This window comes from Leptospira saintgironsiae (assembly GCF_002811765.1).
GTDB classification, from domain to species: Bacteria; Spirochaetota; Leptospiria; order Leptospirales; family Leptospiraceae; genus Leptospira_B; species Leptospira_B saintgironsiae.
Genome location: NZ_NPDR01000002.1, coordinates 463,563 through 482,454 on the forward strand (window position 1 = coordinate 463,563; position 18,892 = coordinate 482,454).

Consider the following 18,892-nt stretch of genomic DNA (forward strand, 5'->3'; position numbering starts at 1 on the left):
CTTTACTTACGAACTAGATCCTTAATTGAATCTAAAGTTGGCGAAACCCAGTCTTCTAAAAGAGGCTCTCTTTTGAGAGCTTCTTTTTTGAATAAAAGATCTTTATTCGCAAGTGAGATTTCGCTCGCCTCGTTGATCTTACGTGCGGTTTCGATTGCCTTCCAATAATTCTGTAAAGCCTGAGCAGTATAATTTTCTGATTCTTGTGCGTTTGCTTTTTTAGAAAGAGTTTCGTAACAAGCGCCAATATTATTATAAGCGGCAGTCAGAGTTTGATACACTTCTTGGTGATATGGATCTTCAGTTTTAGGAGAACTCATTTGAGGAAGTTTTTCTTCCATATCATCTTTTACTCTTAGGAAATATCCAAGAGCTGTTTTTGTCTGACCAGTATAGAAAAATGCATTTCCTTTTGCCATTAGGAGAGTAGGATTATAATATTCGTCCTTATCTTCGAATCCTGTCCAATCCGCTAAAGACTTGTCGAAATCAGAATCCATATATTCGACCCAGCCTTTGAAAAATTTCATTTCTCTCAGCATGGACGCGGGAAGTTCTCTTCTCCATTTGCGAATTAGATCGAACTTAGGTTCTTCAGAGTCCACTTTTGCAAATTCTTGGAGTGAGTTTCTAAGTTCGTTTCTACGATTTCTTTTTTCTTCTTCTTCTTTTAAGACAGAAAGACTTTTTCCATCAGATTCAGAACGGGATCGGAATGGATAAATTTTTCTTCCAGGAAATTCTTTCAGAGAATCCTTATCAGAAAGTCCTGCGGATAATAAATATCTGATCTTTCCTAAATCGAAATGGATACGAGCAGGATTTCCTTCGAATAATGTTTCGTCTTCGTTTTTCGAGCCAAACCAACGAACACTATTTTCATAACGAGATTCTGCTTCTTTTAAAAGATCTTTTGCTTCTTCAAAATTTCCTACGCGGATAGAATGTTCTGCGAGTTCGAGAACTGCCAGCCAATGTTTCGGATCTAAAGTAGCTGCCTTTTCGAAGAACCTTCTTGCTTGGCTATTTTCTTTTTGAGAAAGAAAATATTGTCCACGTTGATAATAACCTTCTGCGTAATCTTTTCCTTCTATCTCAACTCCGGTTCTTTCGTCTTCCATGGACTTTCTGTAGATAGTATCCAAAAGACGGATCGCACTTTCTTCTATTTCTATTCCGGAAACTTGGTCTACTGGATTGATATTATATTTAATCCTAAGCTCTTCCGGATCGATAGCTGCATAGAAAGACGCTAACTTTGCAAGAGTATAGAAGGGGAGTTCTGACTCCATGTCTAGATTGTTCCTAAGTAGACGGTGATGATTTAAAACGAATTGAGGATCCCCACTTTCTTTCCACATTTCCAGATAAGTGGAAACGAGCCCTGCTTGGCCAGGGATACTTTTAGGATTCGCTTCTACAATTCGATTGTAAAAGGACGCTGCTTTTCCAAATTCTCTTCTATTATAATATATTTTAGCGATACCTGCAGTAGAATCCTCATCATAAGGACTTTCTCCGTCAGTGAATACCTTGGAATAATAATCAACAGCTAACGCGTCGTTTTTATATCTTCCTTTTTTACCTTCGGTTGGTTCTGCAAAATCAGGCATGATCTGAGAATGGAACCAGCCAAGATTTCTGTAGGTATTATTATCATGAGCCTTATCTTTCAGTCTCATTGCGAGGAATGCACCAGCGATCAGCACCTTTCTTGGGGTTTTTTCTTGGTCTAAAAGGAATTTGATCCCTTCTATCCCTTTGTTTATAACCGCGCTGGCTTTCAGTTTTTTGTCATTCCAAGATTCTCCTTGGGCCAATCGAACCATTGGAGATTGTTCTCTTTTATTCCAAGAATCTAATGTTCCTATTCCGAGATCCGGTTCAATTTTTCCGAATAATTTTTGGAAGGAATATTCGTATTCTCCTGCTCGGCTGTATTCTACTCCGTACAGGTTCATGTATTTCAGATTATAAGGATCAATATCGAATCCTTTATCATAAGAATCTTCTATACTGATTAGGTATTTTTTTCTGTCTTCTTCGCCTAAAGTCCCTGCGAATCTTTTGGACCCCATTTCACGGATCTGTTCGAGGCCAGCTTCGTAATTTTGAGCAGCTTGTCTAGGAAGAATGATATGTTTGTAAGTGAAATAACTTCCAAATCCGATCAAAAGTGCAGCAGCAGCGACGAAGAATGTCCTACGGATCTTCTTCCTTCTTTCTAATACACCTTCTCTTGTATAGATAGGATCAGAAGAAATAATAGGTACACCGTCTGCAGAATAAGCGCCACTTCTATCCGTAAGAGCAACTGTGACTCCTAATGCGGATGATAAGAATGCAGCAATATCCTCAGGGCTACTTTCTATTTTAATAAGTTCTAATAGATCTCTTTGCGCCTTTTTAGAAAGGCGATCTTGGACAATCGACTCAATAACAGTTCTTCGTAGAAGTGGAGGATAACGAAGTATTTCTCTTTGGATGATTGCAAGTTCTTCGTCTGTTAGGGACTTATCTATCTCATCCTTATCTTCTCCACCTAAAGAACGTAAATCTTCTTCGAATGCAGCGGATCCAAGATCCTCGTCTCCTGAGTCTGAATCTAGATCAGGGGAAAAGCTTGTAAAATCAGAAGATTCTGGTACAGATTCCATTTCCATTTGGGAAGCAGGTTCTGCCGCAAAATCAGCAAATGGATCAGATTCAGGAATAGAAGTTGCGCCGGAAAGATCTGAGAATGGGTCATGGTCTCCGCCAGAAACTGGTGCGAAGTCTGCAAATGGGTCTGAATCTGTAGGAGCTTCGGCAAAATCATTTCCATCAAAATCTCCAGAGTCAGCTGGTTCCGAATCGAAACCACCTAAGTCTCCGAAATCAGAATCACCGGATGTAGGGGAGGCGCCAAATGGGTCTCCTTCTTCTAAACCGAACTCGTCTCCAGGAGTATCTTCCATTCCGGAAGCATCAAATGCTGCAAATGGATCATCGGAGGCTGAAGAAGCAGGAGCACCAAAGTCTTCGAGACCTGAGTCTCCAGGCTCATCTCCGCCCATACCTGCAAACGGATCTTCCGAAGAATCGGAAGTTCCAGCTCCGAAATCATCCATTCCAAGATCAGAGTCTGCGAATGGATCAGCACTAGGGGTGGAACCGAAATCTTCTGTAGGCGAAGATTCAAAAGGAGTATCTAGGTCAGGTGTAGAATCAAATCCACCAAATGGATCTTCTTCGCTTGTAGGAGCTCCGAAATCGTCTAAACCTGCGGAAGGTTCTTCTGGTTCGGAAGGAGCCCCGAAATCATCGAGTCCTGAATCCGCAAATGGATCAGATTCTGCCTCTGGAGTTGCAAAATCACCGAAATCGTCGGTTGCTGTAGGAGCTTCGTCAAATCCTCCAAAAGGATCTTCTCCCGCATCAGCGCTCGGCTCGCCCCCTTGAGAGGGCTCAGTTAATAATTCATCAAGATCGATATCATCGTCTTCAGAGAAAGATAATGGCTTTGGTTTTTGGATAGGTGTAGGAGCTTCGTCGTCGCCTAGATCAAAACTTTCTTCGGATCCTTCTTCCGGTTGATCCTCATCATCGTCCCCAATAGATATAGGAACACCGTATCCCATTTTCTCTCGAAACGAGGAAAGCATAGGATTCAAATCTTCGGAGGATTCCGGATTCTTGTTCAACGGTTCCAAGATGGAGCGGATCTGATCCAGTTCCTGTTCTGAATAATCAGCCATAAAGTCCTTCCAATAGTATCGGCTGGTCTCGGAAAGAGCAAAGATTTTTTCCTTATGTCGGATCTATAACTGCCCCCGGAAATACGCTTAGGATTTCCGGGAAAACCTACGACAATCGGTTTATGGTGCATAAAGCCAAGGCAGTTGCCTTACTTACCTTAATATTGACCTTCGCGCTTGCTGCGGAGGACGCGGAAGATTGGATCGGAGCCTTTCGATCAGTGGATTATGAGGAAGGAGAAGAAGCCCTTCCCGAAGAAAAAATTTATTATTTCTGGCAATTGGAAAATTTGAGAAAGGCTGTCCCGCCTAGATTCATCAGATTTGTGGATACTTTCTCTGCTTTAAAGACCGGAAAATTATTAAACCGCGGAGTTTTATTCAGTTACGAAGGTCTTGCAAACGACGAGGTAAGCGTTTGTGGAGAATTCAGTCACTGGCAATGTGTTTCCTTACAGAAGAATGATAAGGGAATCTTTTACGGAGTAGTGGATATCCACGGAGACCAACTCTATGAAGCTAAACCTGCTTATGAATACAAGTTCAAGGTTGACGGCATATTTACACATGATCCTGAAAACTCAGACACTGTAGAAGATGGAGAAGGTTCCTTAGTTTCCAGGATCGCATTCAGAGAAGGTGGACCTAATAAACAAACAAGTACCAGGGTCTTAGAAGATTCTCCTTACGAAGAAAAAGAATTTAGAACTGTAGAATTCAGAATTTATCAACCCCAGGCAGAATCAGTGAGTTTGATCGGAGATTTTAACCATTGGGATCCAGAGTCCGATTTTTTGATCAAGGAAAGGAATGGAACCTTCAGGGTTGTGAAGAAGTTAAAGCCAGGCGAATACCAATACAACTTCTTAGTCGATGGAAAGATCGTTGTGGATACTTATAATCCTCTTACAGTGTTAAGAGAAGACACAGGAGAGATCTCTTCTGCATTATTAGTTCCTACCAGAACCGGAGTTTTGGAAAGAAAGAAGATTGACCCCTAAGGCATAAAACGGATTCTTTAGATCCGTTCTATGGAAAAGTTTCGTCTCTCCGTATATTTTGTGATCGGGATAATCATTATCCTGATCGTATTTACCCTTCTAAAAAGTTGGTTTGTATACGATCGAGGGATTGAGCTTGCAAAACATCCGTCTAACAGCATCCAGACTGTATATGTGGAACCGGACGATGATCTGGTCGAACATTCATCTGTAGTTTGGGGAAAATTTTTATACTATCCACTCGGGCTGAATCGGGACAGAGAAAACTTTGGTCCTCGTAAAACTATAAATCATGCCCAAAACCTCGTATTCGTAGATCTTCAAACAGGAAGAAACCGTAAGGTATTCAATAAGAGTGTATATATCTGGGATTATTTTTACGGAGCTGAACCTGAAAAGCTGAGTTCAGATTCGGAAACACAGGAAATTTCTGAGGATGTTTTTCCTGGTTTGAAAACTGGAAAAAAATTTGTGATCGTTGGAATGCCCGAGGACACCAATAAAGACGGTTATCTAAACCAAAAAGATTCCAAAAAGGTTTTTGTATACGATCCGAACTCTGATGAACTTCTGCCAATTCTTCCCAAAAAATTCTATTTAGAAAAAATCCTACCGGATACCCCAGAAAACAAACTAGTAATGATCGTAAAAAGGGAAGAAGAGTCGGGTCCCAATAAAAAGAAGCCGAATCTTCCTACATTATATATTTATGATACTCTTCAAAAAAGAGGTCAGATGATCGAGCGCCCATAGATAAACTTTGGGCGGCTCTTCGGTTTTACCCTTCCTGAGCTTCTAGCCATCTTTCTGCTTCCAAAGCAGCCATACATCCGGAACCAGCAGCAGTGATCGCTTGGCGATATGTTTTGTCTTGAACATCTCCTGCAGCAAACACGCCTTCTACACTTGTGCGAGTTGTGCCTGGAACAGTTTTGATATAACCTGTTTCATCCAGATCCAATTGACCTTCGAAAATTTCAGTATTAGGCTTATGACCGATCGCGTAGAACAAACCGCCCACAGCAAGGTCTTTGGTTTTTCCAGTGGTAAGCTCTTTGACGGAAAGGGAAGTGAGTTGGTTTCCATTTCCTTGTGCACCTTCTACTGCAGTATTCCAGATAATTTCTATCTTAGGATGAGTAGTCGCTCTTTTTTGCATGATCTTAGAAGCTCTTAATGAATCTCTTCTGTGGATCAAATATACTTTAGATGCAAACTTAGTTAAGTGAGCCGCTTCTTCTACTGCGGAATCTCCTCCACCTACAACAGCTAATTCTTTGTTTCTGTAAATTGGAAGTGCACCGTCACAAACTGCACATGCAGAAATTCCTTTTTGCCAATAAGAATCTTCACCAGGGATGAACATTCTTTTTGCAGTGGCGCCTGTTGCGATGATTACAGTTTCTGCTTCAATCAATTCATCGTCTGACCAAATTCGGAAAGGTCTTTTGGAGAAGTCTACTTTGGTGATTGTTTGTGTAATAATTTTAGTGCCGTATTTTTCAGATTGAGCACGGAACAAATTCGTAAGTTGAGTCCCATCAATTCCTTCCGGAAAGCCTGGGAAATTTTCCACCTCGGTGGTGGTGGTGAGCTGTCCACCTGCGGCAATTCCCCCTGCCATAAATCCTTCGTACATAACAGGGTTCAAATTCGCTCTGGCTGCATAAATTGCTGCCGTATGACCCGCAGGACCGGATCCAATGATGACTACTTTATGGGGCATCTCATTTCCTCTAATGATTTAGAATGATTCTAAAATGATTTTATTTTTAGACTGGGGAATTGTAAAGTAGATCTTTTTTTTCCAGAAGAAAGAGTCGGAATTCCAACAGTCCCTTTCCTAGATGAATTGTCTTGTCATCCGGGTAGGAATCCAAATGCTATCCAGTATTCATGGATTTCGCCAAAAAATCGTTTTTCGGCCTAGTTTTTTTGATACTAATCTTCCTCGGAACCGAAGCCGGCTTGGTTCTATTACGCAGTCCTTCTCTCCAATATTATAGAGATCTCAAACTCATCCATAGTTTTCATCCGGATTATTACGTAGCCTTAGAGCCAGGCGAATCCAAATATGTAAGCCATTTCGCAGGCAAATGGGAAGGCCAATTTAGCATCAACTCACTAGGCCTTAGAGGAAAAGAAGAACCAATCCCAGGAAAACCAAAACTTCTATGTTTAGGGGATAGTTTGGTAATGGGATTTGGAGTAGGCGATTCTGATACATTCTGCCAACTCTTAGATGGGATCGAATTAAAGGGAGAAGCGAGACAGGCCTTAAATCTAGGAGTGGACGCCTACGGATCCAGAGGTTCTTATTACAGACTCAAAGATATCTCGGCAAAATTGGATAATGTAAAAGAAGTATTATTTTTCATTTCTCCGAACGATTTCGATATGCCGGAAACGCTTGCAAAAAAAGGGATCTTACCTGATGACCAAACAGACGCAATCAGAGAAAAAGATCCGAACTACGCCAGAAATTTTAAATTACAATTTATTTTAACAAGAATTTCTTATACACTCCAAGCACTCAAACTTGCTTACGAGCAGATCCAAGTTACATTTGCGGTTACTAAATTATCCGTTTGTAAAGAATTGGATTCAGCTGGATTCTATAGATGTCGCTTATTGGATGGAGACCAAATTCCTCCTGAACCTAAACAAGCTTCTGGGAATTTAGTTTCTTATTTTGAGTCTTCCTTTTTTAGACCAGTTAAAAAGCCAAATTGTGATTCAGATATAACTCCAACTTCAGCAGTATTTGGAGCGATGTGCCCTGAATCAGTGCCGGCTCATGTTTCTTGTGTGGATTCGGCTCCTTCTTTCGAAACTCTTCCGGTTTTACCTGACCTCACTCAAGAATATTATCAAAAGATGATAGATCTTGCCAAGGAAAGAGGATTTAAACTGGTTCCGGTTATTCTACCTATCCAAATAGAAGAGATCTATTGTTATAATAATGGAAAATACCATCCTTTAGAAAATTATGCAACTCGTGCTTCTGCATTTTTTGAAAAGCGAGGAGTGAAAGTTTTACGTTTTAAAAAGGAAACTGGGTCGATGTGTGGTTTTGACCAGAATGGTAAAAAATTCGGAATATTAGATCATTATATCCCAGAAGACGGGCATTTTACTAAAAGAGGAAATATTTGGGCGGCGGAATCTCTCAAGGCCAAATTGAAGGAGACTGATCTTGCTCTTTAATTCCCTTCATTATTTATTTTTCGCACCCATAGTTATCTTAGTTTATTTTCTGGTGCCTTCCAGATTTCAAAAACTTTGGCTACTCGTAACTAGCTTATATTTTTACGCAGTTTTTAGAGTTCCATTCATCTTATTACTCATCTATTCGATTGCGATCACGTATTTCTGTACGCTTTGGATGGATAAATCTGAATCCAGATTTGGAAAATTATTTTTCCTGAATATAGCCATTTGGGGAAACTTATCTCTACTTTACTTCTTTAAATATTTGGATTTCTCTTTTACTGTTTGGAATACGATCCTCGGACTTGTTCCATGTGAACCATATTACGCTTATCCATCCGGGATATTATTGCCGATGGGGATTTCGTTTTTTACTCTGCAGGCGATTGCATATGCAGTAGACGTATATCATAAAAAAGTAAAAAGAGCTGAGAGTTTATTTCAGTTTGGATTATTCTTAAGTTTCTTCCCACAATTGGTAGCGGGTCCGATCATTCGTGCCCAGGATATGCTCCACCAATTCCTGGACACATATACATTCAAAAAAGAAAATTTATTACCAGGGATCAGACAACTGGCCTGGGGACTTTTCAAAAAAACATTTGTAGCTGATCCAATTGCAGCAGTTATCGATCCAGTATTTGCAGATCCTCTTCATTACGGTTGGTTTTCTTTAGCAGTCACAGGTTCCTTATACATCATCCAAATGTATTGTGACTTTTCCGGATATTCAGATGTAGCCATCGGAACCGGAAGGATTATGGGCTTCCATATCCCGATCAACTTCAGACAACCATTTCTTTCTCAAACAGTTTCCGAATTCTGGAGACGTTGGCATATTTCATTCAGCTCTTGGTTGAAAGAATATGTGTACATCTTCTTAGGTGGAAATAAAAAAGGGATCTCCAGAACTTATATCAACTTATTCCTTACAACATTCGTGAGCGGGATCTGGCATGGAGCAGATTGGAATTTCGTAGTCTGGGGATTTGTTCACGCAAGTTTAATGGTGATCGAAAGATTCGCATTCTCTTTTGAACGGATTAAAAATTATTGGGATAAGATCCCAGGCACTATCAAAGTAGCTTATCCATTCACTATATTCGGAATTTCCATGTATTTCTTCCGAGCAAGGCCAGTCGAAGGTATTGGCAATAGTGTCCAAGTGGGTTGGGCAATGGTAAGCAGAATGTTCTCAGGAGTTGAAGGCGACTTCTTGCCAGTACCGTTATCCGTACTTTCTACAGCATTTATATTAATGCTCGGCGATTACCTGATGGAAAAGGAAACTCCTTGGGCCAAAAAACTTTTCGAGAATCGAGTCTGGGTTTATGGGATCTCGGCTATTCTGATCTCTATCTGTTTTATCTTATATAGTGTGACTGTTAGCGCGCCTTTCTTGTATTTCCAATTTTAAGCGCATCACTGCCGCATAGATTTCGCTATCTCTTCTGCGATAAAACGATATAAGGTTGGATTCGGATGTCCGTCTTTAGGAAGAAAAATTTCCTGATTTCCTTCCTTCCAAAAATCATAAATAGGTTGTTGGAGATCCAACACTGGAATTTTAGAATCGATTGCGATCTGTCGGACTTCCTTCACTAAAGCTGAATCTACTACTGGTTCATACTTTTCGTTCGGTTCGGGAAGAAAAACCAGAACCAAAGGAATCTTCTTCTCTTTTACAAATGTAAATAAAGAAAGAGCTGCTTTTCTATGAGGATGATCTGCACCTAAAACGGAACCGCTGGAAGGAATTACTAAATTGTCCGCAGATTCTGGCTTATACTTTTCATAAATAATTTTCAATGCGTTAAATACAGCACTGTATTTGGAAAGGAAATAGGAAACTCGGACGAATATTCTCTTTCTCCCAGAATTTTGTAATTCTAGTTCTCTATAGGAATCAGTAAAATCAGAGATATGATATATCCAATACGCAACGATAGGAGGAGGAGAATATTCTAAAATTCCTTCTAACCTTTCTTGTATCCCGAAACTTCCAAGTGCATCCACTCCTAAATTTCTAATTATTTTCTGATTTTTCTTTTCTTGGAAAATTGAATCTAAAGCCCAGGGAAGGCTTTCCTGATCATTCACCAAATATCCTAAAGCAACAGAATCTCCTAAAATCCAAATTTCAGGAGGTCCGGAACTCAAACTGCGATTATTGTTTCCAGAAGTTGCAGAGGTAAACCTTTCTCCTTTAAAATCAGTAGAAACATGATATCGAATATTTTTTTCAGGATGATATAAATCCAAACTTTGATTCGAACAAAGCCTCATCCAAGGAATCGAATATAGATCTAAGGAAGTTTGGAGGCAGTGAAGTTTTTTATCAGCCAATCTGAATTGAACGGAAGGAAAATAGGGAAGTCTGAATACGGCTTCTAAAAGAAAAAATAGAAAAACAGAATATAATAAAAACTGAAAACGGATCTTTCGGGCGTAGGTAATTTCTCTCATTTACCTAAAGTTTCCTCGTAGATTTTTTTTCCACAGAGTTCAAACAATCTTTTGGAAGCCGGATTTGATTCAGGGATCCGATTCTCCTGAAAACGTTTTCTTTCTGAAACATTCTTCTTAGAATCTAGGATACAAGAGCTTAAAAATTTGGCGAGACTCTCCCTGTCCTTGTCCCAACTCTCAGAAAATCCTCTCAAAACGGTTTCGGTCTCATCTCTGGACCCAGCTAATAGATAAATTTCCAAAAGATATAGTAGTATCTCAGGATTTTTAGGATCTTTTGATCGAGCTTTTTCTAGATAGAGCGCTGCGGATCCTGGTGCTTCTCCGCTTTCTGCTAAAAGAATTCCTAAATTTTTATTCGCTGTAAAATTTTCAGGATTTTCTCTAAGAGCTAAATCGTAATAATATAATGCCTCTGCGGTGTTGCCTTGTGCTTCTTTTTCTCTAGCTCTACTTGCTAACTCTCCCGAGGAATCGCAATTCAAAGCAAATTGGGACATAAGCAAAATTATGGCGTATCGGAACTTCTGTCTCATTTCCATAGTTTTTTTTCCCTTAGGGGATAAGAAAAAGGGCAGTTTTTTGTTATGTCAGCCCGTCGAATTTGTACAATTTACGGGCCGCCTCGTGTCGCAATCCTAAAAAAGTTTCAATCTCGAGGGAGAATTTGTCCGAAGGATTTAGTACTGTAATAATCGGAAGCGGGACTAAGAAAGTGACATCTTCTCATAAGAATCTACTGCAAAATTTTCAAGAATACCTCTCGGTTGAGAAGGGTCTGAGCGACAATTCCATTTACTCGTATGGATACGATCTAAACAAGTTTAAGAATTTCCTCGAAAAAGAACATCTCGACTTCCTTGAAGTCCAGGCGAACGACATAGTTCGTTTCTTGAACGAAGAAAGGAATCGTAAAATTTCTGCAAAGACGATCGCTCGCGAAGTGGTTGCCATCCGCCAATTTTATAAATTTCTAAAAGACGAAAAGAAGCTGGATTCAAATCCAACGGAGAAGATTGAAACTCCGGAAGTGATGAGATCCATCCCTGATTATCTGACTCAGGAAGAGATCGAAGAATTATTCACTGTGATCAAAGAAGATAACCTCTACGAACTCAGAGACAAATGTATTTTTGAACTTTTATATTCTTCCGGATTAAGAATTTCGGAAGCATGTAACCTAAGATTGACTGATATGGATATGTCTGGAATGACTCTTACTGTAGAAGGTAAGGGTGGAAGACAAAGACTAGTTCCATTCGGTGAAAAGTCTTTGGACATTCTGAATCGTTACTTAAAACAAAGCAGACCTTATATTCTGAAAAACAGAAATTGTGATTATCTTTTTGTTTCCAAAAAAGGATCTTTCATCAATAGAAAATCTGTTTGGAGACTTCTGAACCATTATATCAAAAGAACAAACATCAAGAAAAAAGTAACTCCTCATACTTTGAGACACTCTTTCGCGACCCATTTGTTAGAAAATCACGCAGATCTAAAATCGGTTCAGGAACTTTTGGGACATATCGATATTTCGACTACCCAAATCTACACTCATATGGCGAATAAAACTCTAAAGGAAGTTCATAAGAAATTCCATCCTAGAGGATAATTTCACCGGACCTAATTTTGGCCGAGATTAAAAAAACCGACTATTCGAATCAATTTCGAATACAAGTTCCTTCCCATCCGCGTTACGTGACTGTAGCGCGGAACTTCGTTTATAATCTAGCAAGAGAATCTGGATTTTCCCTCTACGATGCTGCCGATCTGAAATTGGCAGTGGGGGAATGCCTTTTGAATGTGATCAAACACGCGTATCTTGGAAAAACGAATTATCCCATTTTTATAGAAGTCACCATACTCGAAAATCGTATGGAAGTCCGGATCAGGGATTTTGGAGTTCAGAAAAATATTTCCGAGATCAGAGGGTATGATCCAGGAGATTATAGGGAAGAAGGGATCGGGCTCTACCTGGTCAGAAAACTGACGGATCATTTTTATATAGACCAATCCGGAAAAGGGAATCGCCTGATTCTCACAAAAATGAAATAATTAAAAAGAACGGCTTGCAGAATAATGGAATTGTTCGTCTATTCTGTATAATCCAAGCATATGCTTTCGATAACCCAAATGAAATTAATTTCCATACTAGTATTTTCGATCTTTATTCTTTCTTGCAGAAAGGGACCATCCTTGTCCAAAGAAGAAGTGAAGAGCTTAAGCCAAAACTATATTAAAGAGTTATGTAAAAAGAATTTAGAATGTTCTGCTCAGTATCTTGAAACACTTCCTTCCGGAGAGCAGAGTGCGGCTAAGTCTGGATTTTCGTCCCTAGACCAATGTATGACAGAACAAAGTAACCAGTCCATTCTCCCTGATGACTATGAAAAAGTAACAGATCAGCAGATTGGAAAAGTGAAACTTTGTATGGACGATCTTCTTAAAACTCCTTGTTCTGAAATGGAGCAGGCGGGCGGGATCCCATCTTGCAGGGATTTGTTTCCGGACGGAAATTAATCTGCGGAAGATTCAGATTCTGAAGATTCTTCCTGTAAAAGTCCGAGTCGTTTAGGTTTTACCTTAGAATGAGCGATCTGTCCATCTCCTCCTAAGTATAAGAAAGAAGGACCTGGGATTTCTTTTAGTTTTACGCTGAACTTTTTATTTCTACCAAGGTTTGCTTCTACACCTGGGAAAATTTCTCTTTCTACTTCTATAAATGAATTTTTATCAGGATCGAAAGATAGGATTGCTGATTGTTCCTGAGCAAATAGGTTTTCCAGGATAGAACTGTACTTTTGACGAATTGCTTGAAGTTTAGGTAAACTGTCTTTTTCTTCAGGGCTCAAACTTCTTCTTTGGGAATCGTCGCTTAGTTTTTGGATACTTGTATCAACTTTTTTTAATATATCCTGATTTTTACGGATCTCTGATTTTAGGCCTTCTAATTCAGAAAGAAGTTCAGGTGGCATTCCACAACTAAGCACAGTTCGAGTCTCTACGATTGCACCTAGTTTAGTGCAGGTAATCATTTTACCTGCGACACATTGGCCTCCGATGATTTCTCCTCTTCCACCTCTGACTACCACGGATTCTCCAGCAATCAGTTCTGAGTGCATCGCCGCTTCTTCGATGAAGATCGAATTTTTAGCGATCATCTTTCCTTGTTCTATAAATTTTGCATAGATATCGGAACCTGATTCAATCATTCCACCGTTTCTTCCCATAAATCCTCCGGAAAGAACGATATCTCCTTTTGCTTTTAGGAAAACTTTACCTACTGATTTTTTAACTATGATGGAGCCGTCTGTTTCGAGAGTAAAACCATCTGCAATTGATTCTTCTACAATGATTGTGCCAGGAAAGTTTATGTTTCCGGTGGAGAAGTCTACATTCTCCAGTAAACAAACTTCGTCCACACGAATGACTCCGAAACGATCTACTAAAGGTCGACCGTCTATAAGCGACTGTACTAAATTCCCATCTTCTGAAATTTTAACATTAGGACCTAATTTCCATTCTGCTAATTTACCTTCTTCGAATGGGAGTACTTCTCCTTTTACGTTTTTGCCTGGTTTACCTGGAGATGGTGAAACTTTTTCAGCCAATTTTTGGTTCTTCTTCACACTTTGGATGATCTGAATATTTTTGAAGTCTACTCTCCCGAATTCGTCTTCTTCTAAAGTAGGTGTGCCAGGGTGTTGGAATAAGATCCGAATATCTCCATCTTTTCCAGGAATAGGAGATTCTCCTTGAGCGACTAGGGTTCTTTTTCCGTAATCTTCTGCTTGAGAAAGTTTGAGTACTGATTCTTCTATAATTCCAAAAACGATCCCATTGGTTTGGAGTTGAGATAGGACTTCGTCCCTAGTTAATAATTTTCCGCCGAATTTAGGTGGGTGAAGAATTCCATAGACTGTCATTTTATCTTCTGAAATTTTCAGGTCCAGGCTAGATGCTTCCGGTTTGCCTGGCCATTTTCCGATCAGATGTGGTTCTGAGTCTTTGGTCTTTAAAATACGTTTAATTTCATCTTCAGCAATTCCTGAAATTTTAAATACATCTAGTCGTTTTAGAATTTCGCGATATTCTACTTCTTTTCCTTTTTTTCCTGCGGGGAAGATGGTGAGATATGCGAGTCCGTCCAGATTTTCCACCTTGAAAAATCCGTTCTCGTTCTCTTCTAGATCTTTTAATAGTGATTCTGTAAAATTGCGGATCGAATCGCTCATTCTGGGGGGCCGTTGTTGGAGAGTAAGTCCCATCCTATTTTTTACAATCGAAAACCTGTAAAAAGACTTTATAGATTTTGCTTCCTTTTTTCAAAAATTATGTCCTTGAAAAACCTGGAAAACGGCCGATGATCCTAGGGTAAACCTATGGCATTCAATCCATTCTCCATCCTAACTAATATCAGGGTCTCGATCGACCAGGTTCTGGGAAATCTCCCTCCAAAAGTGGTAAAGGCGATCGGAACCGCAGCACTCAGTTTGGCGGTCCTGGTAGCGATGGTTCTCGGCTGGTTCAGTTTCCAAAAAGGTTTAGCATTGGCGGGAGAAGAAGATCAGGCCAAAGAACTGGATCGTAAGGCTTTATTTTTAGAAGATATAGAAAGAGAATATAACCGGAAAAGAAAGGATGTTAGATGGAGCGACCCTTCTTACTCAGAATCCGGAAGTTCTTCCTTGGATATCGAAAGATATTCTTTGGAAAAACCGAAGATGGACCCTTCTTCCCCAAAACCTGAGTTGGAAGAATCAGACACAATCCGCAATTCTAAAATGAAAGATGGGGATTCACGGGTTTTCTTTCCTACTGAAAATGAAAGACCTGCTCGCGAAGATTTAGCTCCGAGCGATAAAAGCTCAGATTCTCCTAGACTGGAACCAAGCACAAAACAACCTAACAGAGATATTCCCGCAGAAAAGGAAGAATCCAGGTTGAGCCGCCCTCCTAGAAAAGAACAAAGGCCTAGGGGAGAATGATATGAAATATATTCTAGTTTCTTTAAGTATTCTACTTTTCGCGAACCAGATTGCTGCAGATTTTCCTCTGCCTATCCCGGAGCCAGGCGAGAGTGACATTTCCTCCAGAGGAACTTCTCCTGATGAGCCTCTTCCTCCTATTGATGCTAGTTCTGTAGTAGCGGAACAAAAACCGGAACAAGTTGGATCGGATATAACTCAAGAAAATGTAATCGGGACTACTGGAGAAGAGCAAAAGATCTCAGAAACAAAACAAACTGTTTCTGAACCTGTAAAAGAGAAAAAAACAAAACTTCCAAATCTTGCGGAAAGAAAAGATAAAAAAGGCGGCAAGAAGAAGGAAGCGGCTGCGGATCCAAGTAGAGCAGCTTACGAAAGAGGACTTTTACGTCTTAGAAATGGACAAAAAGATGCAGCTAAAGAAGAATTTGGTAAGGCTGCATCAACGGAAGGAACTGCAAGTTCACAAGCAAAATTAGAATTATCTAAATTAGAAAATGCAAAGGCTCCTGATTCAAATGCGGAAGCTCCGGCAGCAGAAGATGATTCCAGATGGAAAACTTCTTTGGAAACTGCAAGATCTCTTAGGGCTCAGGGCAAAAATTCGGAAGCAGAGTCCATTCTTCTTAGAACTGCAACAGAAGGTGAGGGAGAATATAGATCGAGAGCATTATTACAATTAGGTGATATGCTTTTCCGAATGGGAAGATATTCCGATGCTCGCAGTTATCTTATGGATTTTTGGAATCGTTTCGGTAAAACTTTTCCGAACGCAGAAGATACAAGTTCTAGAGAATTCAAAAGACAAAGAGAGGAAAAAGAATTAGGTGCTTATTTACTTTTTAAATCCAGCTATAAGGCAGGAGAAGGTGAATGGGCGAAAAGATTCTTGAAAAAATATTTGGATAAGTCTCATTCCGAATCCCAAGGAGTGTATTCCCCCTTGAGAACGGAAATGGAATCTTTCGCGAAAAGCGATCTTTAAGTTAAGGCTACGTTTACTTCTAATTTTCCGAATTTGGAAAATAGACTGATCCCAAGAGCTTGTTTTTTAGGGATCTTGATTGTTTCGTTTTTTGCATCCACGATATTCGGAGCAGTGATCTCTATCGACTGACCTGCAGTTGCGAAAATATTCATCGCATTACCTGTGGTCATGTTTGCGATCTCACCTAAGATATCTTTATATTCATTTTTGATATCGTCGTCGCTCATACCAGGCATCAGCTTTTTGGAAATTTTATAAGCCGCGTCGTAGTTCAAACCGTAGATAACTTCTCCGTTGAACGTTCCCAGGACTCCGATAATAATCGCAAGCTCCAGAGTCGTTTCAGGAGTGTCTTTGATACCGATCTTTCCACGGATCAGGTCGGTCTGTAATATATCCCGAAAGACAATTGTAGCAGCTTCCAGGAATGGGTTTACTAACTCGGCGCGGATTTGCATTATTCCTCCGAAACGGATCTAACGGATGCTCGTTCGACTTTGATACTTTCCTCTAGGGACTGTGGAATTTCCATAAGTATTGCAGTGAGTAAGGATCCGTTGTCCCTGGTTCTCAAGAATGACGGATCAGGAGTTCCTAATTTGACTCCTGAGAAAGAAACAATCGCGTATTTTTCTCCTTCTCTATATGGTCCGATATTTTTCTTTTGAGTCAAACCTGGAAGGCTCAAATCTTGTAAGAATTTTTTGTCGGAACTTAAGGAGAATACATCTTTACCAACACTGATCTTTTTCAGGTCGGAGAGAGATTTACCTTTAAGGGAAACAGTTTGTCTTCCTAAAAGTGTTGCGATCTTTTGCAAACCGTCCGGCTCGTTTTGAAGAGCGACTAGTTTTGCTTTTAAAGACTCTAAAGAGTTTTTACGTGCTTCTAATAAGAACTTACTTCTGAGGACTGTTTTTCTTTCCTCAAACGGTACAGGCTTGCCGTCTTTACCTTTTAATGTATTTGGATCTAAAGATTCTTTGTCATACAGTTCTTTTAATTGAGCGTCTGTAGGCTCCAGATTTCTTTCGGATGCTTTGACTAGGTCTTCTTCCGTATATAAAACCGCATCCAGATCCACTCTTGCTCCAGAAGCTTCAGAGAGTATATTTAGCTCTCCATCCGTGCGTCGGATCTCAGTTGGTAGGAAGTTTTGGAAAAGAGCCTGGGACACTTTATAATCAATCCTAAAGCGAAGAGGTGCCTGCTGGAGGAACTGACGATAAATTTCTTCCGGTTTTTTCAGGTCTTCCTCGGAATATCCTGCTCCCTGGAGAGAATTTTTAGAAACTCTTTTAGCTTCTTCCCATAGAGCCTGTCTTTCAGATTCTTCAGTGATTGTAAAACCTACTGAATTCCCGATTTTGCGGAAGATATATTGGCCTTTTAGAGATTGGAATGCACAGTCCGCCCAAAGAGCCTCGGAACCCTGTCCTTGGTACATCTGGATACAAAATCTTTTAGCTGCGTTGAATGAATCGATTGGGACGCTTTGGTCGTCAATGCTTCCCATGGTGATGCTTGCCTTTCCGGCTAGCATGTCGATGCCTACTTGTTCCACATCTGGCTTTAAAAGCATGATGATCAGCATCAGGACAAGAATTCCCAAAAAAACTGCTGATCCGACTTTGAATAAAATATCTTTAACTGAAATTCCGTCTGGATTTGTCATAAAACTACGTTCACAAGGAAGACTGGCCCGCGCCTGGAATCTGTAAAGGAGAAAAACCGCCCGAAAAATGCTTCAGAAACGGCGGAATTGGATAGATACATATAATGATGCTCTATATTGCCTTAGCACTCATTTTAGTAGGAATCCTCTGCTTTATTTATGTTTCCTTCCAGCCAAATTCTAAAAAAGAGTTTAGTGCTGGTTCATTCTCAAAAGGAAATCTTTCGCAAGCAAGAGAGAAAAAAATTTCTCATGATACGTTAGCTTCTCTGAAAAAACAGGGACGTTCAGAAACTTATTCCCAAATGGATCTGGCATTTGCAGAAGATAGAAAGATCCGTCCTCTTTCCGAAAGACAAAAAATGGAATCTCAAAGGGCTGAGCCTGAGGTTTCAGAGGAAGAATTCGGAACTGAAATTTGGGATGAAACAAAAAGGGGAGAAATTTTGGAAATGGTAACAGAGCCTGAACGAGTCCAACCTAGGATCCCTAAAGAAGAAGAATGGTCTATGGAAGGAGTATTATTCCTAGATCTTTCTGGAAGATTACCTTACGAAGCTCTTCAAGAGAAGATCCGTCCTGAAACTTTAAAAGGTTTTAGAAGAATGGGGAAAGGAAGTATTAGAGAGATCCCAGGTGGATTTACTTTTCAGGCAAGAAATTCAGAATTTAGTTATAAACTGAATGAAGTAGAGAAGATCGTTTTTTATGATGAAGGTTTCGCGTTACTTCCTCTAAAAAGAGAATACCCGACCCCGATCTTTTTGACCAAGGACGGGGAGAAGTTCAAATCTTATCTGGAATATACTGCGAGCGTTTGAAGA

Annotated in this window: 17 protein-coding genes; 10 read left to right on the top strand and 7 right to left on the bottom strand. The window is 40.0% G+C overall.

Features of this window, described 5'->3' with window-relative positions; all coding sequences use genetic code 11:
* Window positions 1–2 precede the first annotated feature (2 nt).
* Window positions 3–3,737 (bottom strand): tetratricopeptide repeat protein, encoded by a 3,735-nt coding sequence (locus CH362_RS07175; protein WP_100709668.1) that lies wholly within the window; start codon window positions 3,735–3,737, stop codon window positions 3–5.
* A gap of 122 nt (window positions 3,738–3,859) precedes the next feature.
* Between CH362_RS07175 and CH362_RS07180 the strand changes: the two genes are divergently transcribed.
* Window positions 3,860–4,738 (top strand): early set domain-containing protein, encoded by an 879-nt coding sequence (locus CH362_RS07180; RefSeq protein ID WP_100709669.1) that lies wholly within the window; start codon window positions 3,860–3,862, stop codon window positions 4,736–4,738.
* A 30-nt stretch (window positions 4,739–4,768) separates the two neighbouring features.
* Entirely contained in the window at window positions 4,769–5,491 is a 723-nt protein-coding gene (locus tag CH362_RS07185; RefSeq protein ID WP_100709670.1) for a hypothetical protein, read from the top strand.
* Between the two features lie 25 nt (window positions 5,492–5,516).
* On the opposite strand, the gene trxB is transcribed toward CH362_RS07185, so the two are convergent.
* Window positions 5,517–6,464: a thioredoxin-disulfide reductase gene (trxB, locus tag CH362_RS07190; protein ID WP_100709671.1), complete on the bottom strand. Its 948-nt coding sequence runs from the start codon at window positions 6,462–6,464 to the stop codon at window positions 5,517–5,519.
* 170 nt (window positions 6,465–6,634) lie between these two features.
* On the opposite strand from trxB, the gene CH362_RS07195 reads away from it, so the two are divergent.
* Window positions 6,635–7,945 (top strand): LA_2490 family SGNH/GDSL-type esterase, encoded by a 1,311-nt coding sequence (locus CH362_RS07195; RefSeq protein ID WP_100709672.1) that lies wholly within the window; start codon window positions 6,635–6,637, stop codon window positions 7,943–7,945.
* Window positions 7,935–9,365, top strand: a complete 1,431-nt coding sequence (locus CH362_RS07200) for an MBOAT family O-acyltransferase (RefSeq protein WP_100709673.1) — start codon at window positions 7,935–7,937, stop codon at window positions 9,363–9,365. The genes CH362_RS07195 and CH362_RS07200 overlap by 11 nt, the downstream gene beginning before the upstream one ends.
* Before the next feature lie 5 nt (window positions 9,366–9,370).
* Here the strand turns inward: CH362_RS07200 and CH362_RS07205 are convergent, their stop codons facing one another.
* Both CH362_RS07205 and CH362_RS07210 read right to left on the bottom strand, forming a co-directional pair.
* Window positions 9,371–10,414 carry an LA_2486 family SGNH/GDSL-type esterase gene (locus CH362_RS07205; RefSeq protein ID WP_100709674.1) on the bottom strand — a complete coding sequence of 348 codons (1,044 nt, stop codon included), beginning with the start codon at window positions 10,412–10,414 and terminating at the stop codon, window positions 9,371–9,373.
* On the bottom strand, window positions 10,411–10,959 hold the full coding sequence (locus CH362_RS07210) for a tetratricopeptide repeat protein (RefSeq protein WP_100709675.1): 549 nt from the start codon (window positions 10,957–10,959) through the stop codon (window positions 10,411–10,413). Before CH362_RS07210 ends, CH362_RS07205 begins: the two co-directional genes overlap by 4 nt.
* Window positions 10,960–11,132: 173 nt before the next feature.
* Between CH362_RS07210 and xerD the strand changes: the two genes are divergently transcribed.
* From xerD to CH362_RS07225, 3 genes are read left to right on the top strand one after another with little or no spacing between them, the layout of a single operon-like run.
* A complete protein-coding gene (gene xerD, locus CH362_RS07215; RefSeq protein WP_100709774.1) occupies window positions 11,133–12,029 on the top strand; it encodes a site-specific tyrosine recombinase XerD in 897 nt (298 codons plus the stop codon).
* Window positions 12,030–12,046: 17 nt separating this feature from the next.
* Window positions 12,047–12,472, top strand: a complete 426-nt coding sequence (locus CH362_RS07220; protein ID WP_100709676.1) for an ATP-binding protein — start codon at window positions 12,047–12,049, stop codon at window positions 12,470–12,472.
* 60 nt (window positions 12,473–12,532) lie between these two features.
* Window positions 12,533–12,937, top strand: a complete 405-nt coding sequence (locus CH362_RS07225) for an LA_2478/LA_2722/LA_4182 family protein (protein ID WP_100709677.1) — start codon at window positions 12,533–12,535, stop codon at window positions 12,935–12,937.
* Here CH362_RS07225 and CH362_RS07230 read toward each other — a convergent pair.
* Window positions 12,934–14,652, bottom strand: coding sequence for a DUF342 domain-containing protein (locus CH362_RS07230; RefSeq protein WP_100709678.1), 1,719 nt, complete (start codon window positions 14,650–14,652; stop codon window positions 12,934–12,936). The two genes, CH362_RS07225 and CH362_RS07230, sit on opposite strands and share 4 nt — an antisense overlap.
* 147 nt (window positions 14,653–14,799) lie before the next feature.
* On the opposite strand from CH362_RS07230, the gene CH362_RS07235 reads away from it, so the two are divergent.
* Both CH362_RS07235 and CH362_RS07240 read left to right on the top strand, forming a co-directional pair.
* Complete coding sequence (locus CH362_RS07235; protein ID WP_100709679.1) at window positions 14,800–15,405, top strand: LIC_11485 family protein; 606 nt, start codon at window positions 14,800–14,802, stop codon at window positions 15,403–15,405.
* 1 nt (window position 15,406) lies between these two features.
* The gene (locus tag CH362_RS07240; RefSeq protein WP_100709680.1) at window positions 15,407–16,390 is read left to right on the top strand and encodes a tetratricopeptide repeat protein; all 984 of its coding nucleotides are present in this window, start codon (window positions 15,407–15,409) and stop codon (window positions 16,388–16,390) included.
* Here the strand turns inward: CH362_RS07240 and CH362_RS07245 are convergent.
* Both CH362_RS07245 and CH362_RS07250 read right to left on the bottom strand, forming a co-directional pair.
* Window positions 16,387–16,851, bottom strand: a complete 465-nt coding sequence (locus CH362_RS07245) for a chemotaxis protein CheX (RefSeq protein ID WP_086446434.1) — start codon at window positions 16,849–16,851, stop codon at window positions 16,387–16,389. The two genes, CH362_RS07240 and CH362_RS07245, sit on opposite strands and share 4 nt — an antisense overlap.
* Complete coding sequence (locus CH362_RS07250; protein WP_100709681.1) at window positions 16,851–18,068, bottom strand: hypothetical protein; 1,218 nt, start codon at window positions 18,066–18,068, stop codon at window positions 16,851–16,853. The genes CH362_RS07245 and CH362_RS07250 overlap by 1 nt, the downstream gene beginning before the upstream one ends.
* 104 nt (window positions 18,069–18,172) lie before the next feature.
* Here CH362_RS07250 and CH362_RS07255 point away from each other — a divergent pair, with 104 nt between their 5' ends.
* Window positions 18,173–18,889 carry an LIC_11490 family protein gene (locus CH362_RS07255; protein ID WP_100709682.1) on the top strand — a complete coding sequence of 239 codons (717 nt, stop codon included), beginning with the start codon at window positions 18,173–18,175 and terminating at the stop codon, window positions 18,887–18,889.
* The last annotated feature ends 3 nt before the right edge of the window (window positions 18,890–18,892 follow it).